This is a genomic window from Micromonospora sp. AMSO31t, from assembly GCF_008868175.1.
In the GTDB taxonomy this organism is placed as follows: Bacteria; Actinomycetota; Actinomycetes; order Mycobacteriales; family Micromonosporaceae; genus Micromonospora.
Map to the genome: position 1 here is coordinate 1 of NZ_WBKT01000243.1, position 5,866 is coordinate 5,866.

Here is a 5,866-nt window from a genome sequence, read left to right on the forward strand (position 1 = left end):
CGAGGCGGCGTTCGACGAGCCGGCACCCACGTCACCGACGCCCATGTCGCCGGCGCCGGGCGGCCCGATCGAGGGCGAGCCGCCGGCCGAGTTCCTCACCGACGGGGAGGTCGCCCGGCTGGTCCGGCTCGACGGCGAGGTCCGGGTGGTCGACGGCCACCCCCGCTTCCACCTGCCCGGCTGCCCCCAGCTGGTGGGCCGGGCCGACGAGCCGCTGCCGGTAGCGGAGGCGGTCGGGCTGGGCTTCACCCCGTGCGGCCGTTGCGCGCCGGCCACCACGCTGCTCGCCGAGGCCCGGCCGCGCTGATCATGGTGACCATGGACGACACGCTCACCGTCGCCGTACGGGTGAAGCCCGGCGCCTCGCGGGCCCGGGTCGGCGGCCGGTTCGAGGGGCCGCACGGCCCGGCCCTGGTCGTCGCGGTGAACGCGCCCGCGGTGGACGGCCGGGCCACCGAGGCGGCCCGCCGCGCCCTGGCCGACGCGCTCGGCGTCCGGCCGGCGGCGGTCTCCCTGCGGGCCGGCGCGGCCAGCCGGGACAAGCTCTTCGTGGTCGAGCGCCCGGCGCCCGGGCTGCCCGACGTGCTCCGGCGGCTCCGCGACGGATCGGCCGGGTGACGCCGCTGCGGACCGGCCGCCGATGACGCCGGGGCTCGACGTCGCGCTGCTGGTCGGCGCCGCCGTCCTGCTGGTCGCCGTGGGCGCGGTGCGCTTCTCGACCCGGCTCGGCGTGCCGAGCCTTCTGGCCTACCTGGCGCTCGGGGTGGCCATCGGCGAGGCCGGCCTGGGCATCCGCTTCGACGACGTCGAGCTGACCCGGGTGCTCGGCTTCTGCGCGCTCATCGTGATCATCGCGGAGGGCGGGCTGAGTGCCCGGTGGAGCACGCTGCGTCCGGTGCTCGGCCTGGCCGCCGCGCTCTCCACGGTCGGCGTGGCGGTCAGCATCCTGGTCGTCGGCGTGGTGGTGCACCTGCTGCTCGGCCTGGACTGGCGGCTGGCGCTGCTCTACGGCGCGGTGCTCTCCTCCACCGACGCGGCGGCCGTCTTCGCCACCCTGCGCCGGCTGCGCCTGCCGCCCCGCCTGGTGGCGACCCTGGAGGCCGAGTCGGGGATCAACGACGCTCCGGTCGTCATCCTGGTGCTGCTGCTGTCCCGGGCCGGCGTGGAGGCCGCCCACCCGTGGTGGTACGAGGTGTTCCTGGTCGGCTACGAGCTGGGCGCCGGCGCGGCGGTCGGGGTGGCCGCCGGGATCGCCGGCCGGTACGCGCTGCGCCGGGCCGCCCTGCCGTCCGCCGGTCTCTACCCGATCGCGGTGGTGGGCTTCACGGTGCTGGCGTACGCGGCCGGCTCGGTGCTGCACGCCTCGGGCTTCCTGGCCGTCTACGTGGCCGGTGTGCTGCTCGGCAACGCCCGGCTGCCGCACCGGCAGGCCATCCTGGGCTTCGCCGACGGGCTGGCCTGGCTGGCCCAGATCGGCCTGTTCGTGCTGCTCGGCCTGCTGGTCTCGCCGAGCCGGCTGGACGCGGCGGTGCTGCCGGCGGTGGTCACCGGGCTGGCCCTGCTGCTGCTGGCCCGCCCGCTGTCGGTGGCGGTGTCCGCGCTGCCGTTCCGGTTCACGTTGCGCGAGCAACTCTTCCTCTCCTGGGCGGGGCTGCGCGGCGCGGTGCCCATCGTGCTGGCCACCATCCCGCTCTCGCTGCGGGTGCCGGGCGCCGACCGGCTCTTCGACGCGGTCTTCGTGCTGGTGGTGATCTTCACGCTGCTCCAGGCCGGGACCCTGGCGCCGGCGGCCCGCCGGCTCGGGGTGACCGCGCCGGCCGAGGCCGCGGAGATCCTGCTGGAGACGGCCCCGCTGGAGCGGATGCGGGCCGACCTGCTCCAGCTGGAGGTGCCGCCGGGCTCCCGGCTGGGCGGGGTGCACGTGGACGAGCTGCGGCTGCCGGTGGGCGCCTCGGTGACGCTGGTGCTGCGCGACGGGGCGGGCTTCGTGCCCGGCCCGGACACCCGGTTGAAGGCCGGCGACAGCCTGCTCATCGTGGCCACCGCGGAGGTGCGGGACGAGACGGAGCGGCGGCTGCGGGCGGTGAGCCGGCGCGGTCGGCTGGCCCGGTGGTTTGGCGAGTACGGCGAGGACCGGACCGGCTGATCTGCTAGCGTTCCCTTTGTCCCGATTGGTGGCTGTTCGGGGCTGAATCGCGGTGCGACGGTGCGGCACGTTGTCGGACGCCTGTACGTTCCGTATTCTTGCCACCCTCCGGAGTGCGCGGCCCTGTCGCCGCGCGCCCGTTCTGTACATGGGGGACGACCATTGCCGGCGACCCCCGCCCAGGCACGCTGACCGCCGCGGCACGCGGCTGAGGGAGCTGACGATGGCGAAGCCAGCCGACACCAGGACCGCCGGTCGCAAGCCGGTGGCGAAGGCCACCCGCAGCGCCGCGGAGACCGAGAAGATCCGGGCCGCCCTGGCGGCACGGCGGGACGAGCTCAACGCCGAGTACGATCAGACGCTGAGCGAGATCACCGAGCTGCAGCGCGACCGGCTGACCGACTCGGCCGGGGACGACCAGGCCGACACCGGCACCAAGACGTTCGAGCGCGAGCAGGAGATCTCACTCGCCAACAGCATCAAGGAACGGATCACGCAGGTCGAGCGCGCGCTGGAGCGTCTCGACGAGGGTGGCTACGGCTGGTGTGAGCGGTGCGGCAACCCGATCCCGGTGGAGCGGCTCGCCGCCTTCCCGTCGGCCACCCTCTGCGTGAGCTGCAAGCAGCTGGAGGAGCGGCGCTGACGTCCGTTCCCCGGCGGCCGAACGGCAGACGGTGACCGCCACCGTCGCGAGCGTCGATGGGGAGCAGATGACCGCAGCACCGCCCGCCCGGTCCGGCACCGCCGAGTCGGGCACCGGCATGCCCCGCCGCAAGGCGGCCGGCCTGCTGCTCGGCGTGGCCCTGACGTCCCTCGTCGCCGACCTGGTCACCAAGCAGCTCGCGCTCTCGGAGCTCACCGGGCGCGGGCCGGTGCCGCTGCTCGGCGGGGCGGTCTACCTCAGCCTGACCCGCAACAGCGGCGCCGCGTGGAGCATCGGCTCCGACCACACCTGGGTCTTCCCGCTGATCACCATCGGCGTGGTCGCCTGGATCGCCTGGATGGCGCTGCGGCTGCGGTCGCTGCCCTGGGCCGTGTCGCTCGGGCTGGTGCTGGGCGGGGCGCTCGGCAACCTCACCGACCGGGTCTTCCGGGCCCCCGGGCACTTCGTCGGCCACGTGGTCGACATGGTCAGCCTCTTCGACCCGTACGGGCAGGTGTGGCCGGTGTTCAACCTGGCCGACAGCTCGCTGGTCTGCGGCGTGCTGCTGGCGGTGTTCCTGGAGCTGACCGGCCGGCAGCGGGACGGCTCCCGGGCCACCGCCGCGCGCTCCGGCGACGAGGCCCGCGCCGAGCAGCGGGAGCGCGCGTGACCTCCGCCTTCGCCGCCGACGGCGACCACCGGTCCCTGCCCGTCCCGGACGGGCTCGACGGCATGCGGCTGGACCAGGCCGTCTCCCGGCTCTTCGGGCTGTCCCGGACGGCCGCGGCCGCGCTGGTCGACGCCGGGGACGCGCTGGTCGACGGCGCGGCCCGGCCCAACTCGCACAAGGTCAAGGCGGGCTCCTGGCTGGAGGTCACGCTGCCCGCGCCGGCCGCCCCGCCGACCGTGGTGCCGCAGGCCGTGCCCGGCCTCACCGTGGTCTACGCCGACGACGACATCGTGGTGGTGGACAAGCCGGTGGGGGTGGCCGCCCACCCGAGCCCGGGCTGGACCGGCCCGACCGTGATCGGCGGGCTGGCCGCGATCGGCCACCGGATCTCCACGAGCGGCGCCGCCGAGCGGCAGGGCGTGGTGCACCGGCTCGACGTGGGCACCACCGGGGTCATGGCGGTGGCCAAGAGCGAGCAGGCGTACACCGCGTTGAAGCGGGCGTTCAAGTACCGCGAGGTGGAGAAGCGCTACCACGCCGTGGTGCAGGGCCACCCGGACCCGCTGCGCGGCACCATCGACGCGCCGATCGACCGGCACCCGCACCACGACTACCGCTGGGCGGTGGTGTCCGGCGGCAAGCCGAGCATCACCCACTACGACACCCTCGAGGCGTTCCCCGCGGCCAGCCTGCTCGACGTGCGGCTGGAGACCGGGCGTACCCACCAGATCCGGGTGCACTTCTCGACGCTGCGGCACCCCTGCGTGGGCGACCTCACCTACGGCGCCGACCCGACCCTGTCCGCCCGGCTCGGGCTGAGCCGGCAGTGGCTGCACGCCCGCTCGCTGAGCTTCGCGCACCCGCGCACCGGCGACGAGGTCACCTTCGTCAGCGAGTACCCGGACGACCTGGCCCGGGCGCTGGAGATCCTCCGCGACTGACCCGCCGATGAGCACCGACACCCCGCCGCCGCGGCGGTCGCGCTCCGCCGCGCTCACCTGGCTGGCCCTGGCCTGCGCGCTGGTGGTGCTCGTGGTCGCCGTCGCGCAGCGGCGGGACGAGCCGGTGGGTGACCGCACGGTGGGCGAGGTGACCCGGGTCGGGGTGGCCGACGGGGACTCGGTCCCGGCCTACCTGCGTGCCGCCGGCGACGAACTCGCCCGGCTCGACGCCCCGCCGCCCGGCGGCTACGCCCTCGTGTCGTTCGCCGCCTACCTGACGCCGGCGCAGGTGGCCACCGCACTGGGCGGCGCCCCGGTCTCCGCCGTGCTGGCGCGGGCGCCGGTGCCCGGGCGGCAGACCGAGATCGTGCGGATCGCCGCGTTGCGCGTCCCGGACGACGTGGTAGCCGGGATGGCCGAGGTGGCCGTGCGCAAGGACCGGGAGGCCGCCGACTACCGGGCCCGCGCCGCCGCCCCGGCGGCCACCGCCGATCCCGAGGCGCGCCGGGTGTACGACACCGGGGCCGTCGTGGCGGCCCGGGAGGCGGCCGGCTATCGGGCCGCCTGCGCCTGCGTCTACGCCGCCGTGGTCCGGGACGCCCCGGACGCCCTGCGGGCGCTGGCCGCCCGGTCGGGCGTCCGCGCGGTCGATCCCGCCCCGGAGGTGACCCGGTTGGACCGTACGGTGTTCACCGCGCCCCTGCCGGAGCAGCGGGACGTGGTCCGGCCGCCGGCCGACACCGGGCTCGCGCCGAGCGCCGGTATGGCCGATTCGTCGGAATCCGCACCGACGGTGACCGGATCCTCACCGGCCGCCGGCCGGCCCGCCTCCGGGGCGGGACCGCCGAATCCCGCTCCCACCTCCTGAGACGTGCAGGTGGGCGGCCCCGTGCCCGGCGGGGTGGTGAGGAGAGGCACCGGGGGATGTGCGCACCGGGGTGTGGTCCGAATAGGGTTTCGTTCGTAGCCTGTCAGGCGGAGATCGATGGGCTGGGGGAGGGGCGAGGCCTTGGACGGCAGCGAAACCGGTTGGGGTCGGCAGGCTGAGCCGGCACCACGGTGGCGGGCGCTGCTCGACCGGGCCCGGCTCGGGGGTCGCGGCGCGGAGCACCCCGACCCGGACCACCGCCCCGACGAACCGCCGCCGGACCCGGACCCGCTGCCCCGGCGCGCCGCCGGCACCGGCTGGACCGGCCGGGCGCAGGCCGTCGCCCGCCCCGCCGACGGGTCGTTCGACGTCGAGCCGGCGTACCGCGTCGAGGCGACCTACCGGGTGGAGCCCGCCTACCGGGTCGACCCGCGCCGCGACGGCGAGCCGGCCTACCGGGCGGAGCCCGCCTACCGCGCCGAGCCGGAGCCGCGCGCCGAGCCGTCCTGGCGGGCCGAGCCGGCCCACCCGCCCGAGCCGGGCTATCCCGAGCCGCAGGCGCGCGGCCGGGGCACCGCCTCGGTCGAGTCCCGGTACG

At 76.3% G+C, this 5,866-nt stretch carries 6 protein-coding genes and 2 pseudogenes; all 8 read left to right on the forward strand.

Going from position 1 to position 5,866, the window contains the following annotated elements; translation table 11 throughout:
- Positions 1-307: pseudogene (locus tag F8274_RS29630) on the forward strand (hypothetical protein); the annotation flags it as partial.
- Positions 308-309: 2 nt separating this feature from the next.
- Complete coding sequence (locus F8274_RS29635) at positions 310-618, forward strand: DUF167 domain-containing protein (RefSeq protein WP_151465651.1); 309 nt, start codon at positions 310-312, stop codon at positions 616-618.
- A 22-nt stretch (positions 619-640) separates the two neighbouring features.
- Positions 641-2,146, forward strand: a complete 1,506-nt coding sequence (locus F8274_RS29640; RefSeq protein ID WP_151465652.1) for a potassium/proton antiporter — start codon at positions 641-643, stop codon at positions 2,144-2,146.
- Between the two features lie 223 nt (positions 2,147-2,369).
- Complete coding sequence (locus F8274_RS29645) at positions 2,370-2,789, forward strand: TraR/DksA C4-type zinc finger protein (protein WP_091268039.1); 420 nt, start codon at positions 2,370-2,372, stop codon at positions 2,787-2,789.
- 67 nt (positions 2,790-2,856) lie between these two features.
- Entirely contained in the window at positions 2,857-3,459 is a 603-nt protein-coding gene (lspA, locus tag F8274_RS29650) for a signal peptidase II (protein WP_151465653.1), read from the forward strand.
- Entirely contained in the window at positions 3,456-4,400 is a 945-nt protein-coding gene (locus F8274_RS29655; protein WP_151465654.1) for an RluA family pseudouridine synthase, read from the forward strand. Before lspA ends, F8274_RS29655 begins: the two co-directional genes overlap by 4 nt.
- A gap of 7 nt (positions 4,401-4,407) precedes the next feature.
- Entirely contained in the window at positions 4,408-5,268 is an 861-nt protein-coding gene (locus tag F8274_RS29660; protein WP_151465655.1) for a hypothetical protein, read from the forward strand.
- Between the two features lie 141 nt (positions 5,269-5,409).
- Positions 5,410-5,866, forward strand: a pseudogene (locus tag F8274_RS29665) (ATPase); the annotation flags it as partial.

Bases quoted from the DNA above. Each gene is read 5' to 3' on its own strand.
- F8274_RS29635 (WP_151465651.1), top strand. From the start codon at position 310: ATGGTGACCATGGACGACACGCTCACCGTCGCCGTACGGGTGAAGCCC.
- F8274_RS29640 (WP_151465652.1), top strand. From the start codon at position 641: ATGACGCCGGGGCTCGACGTCGCGCTGCTGGTCGGCGCCGCCGTCCTG.
- F8274_RS29645 (WP_091268039.1), top strand. From the start codon at position 2,370: ATGGCGAAGCCAGCCGACACCAGGACCGCCGGTCGCAAGCCGGTGGCG.
- lspA (WP_151465653.1), top strand. From the start codon at position 2,857: ATGACCGCAGCACCGCCCGCCCGGTCCGGCACCGCCGAGTCGGGCACC.
- F8274_RS29660 (WP_151465655.1), top strand. From the start codon at position 4,408: ATGAGCACCGACACCCCGCCGCCGCGGCGGTCGCGCTCCGCCGCGCTC.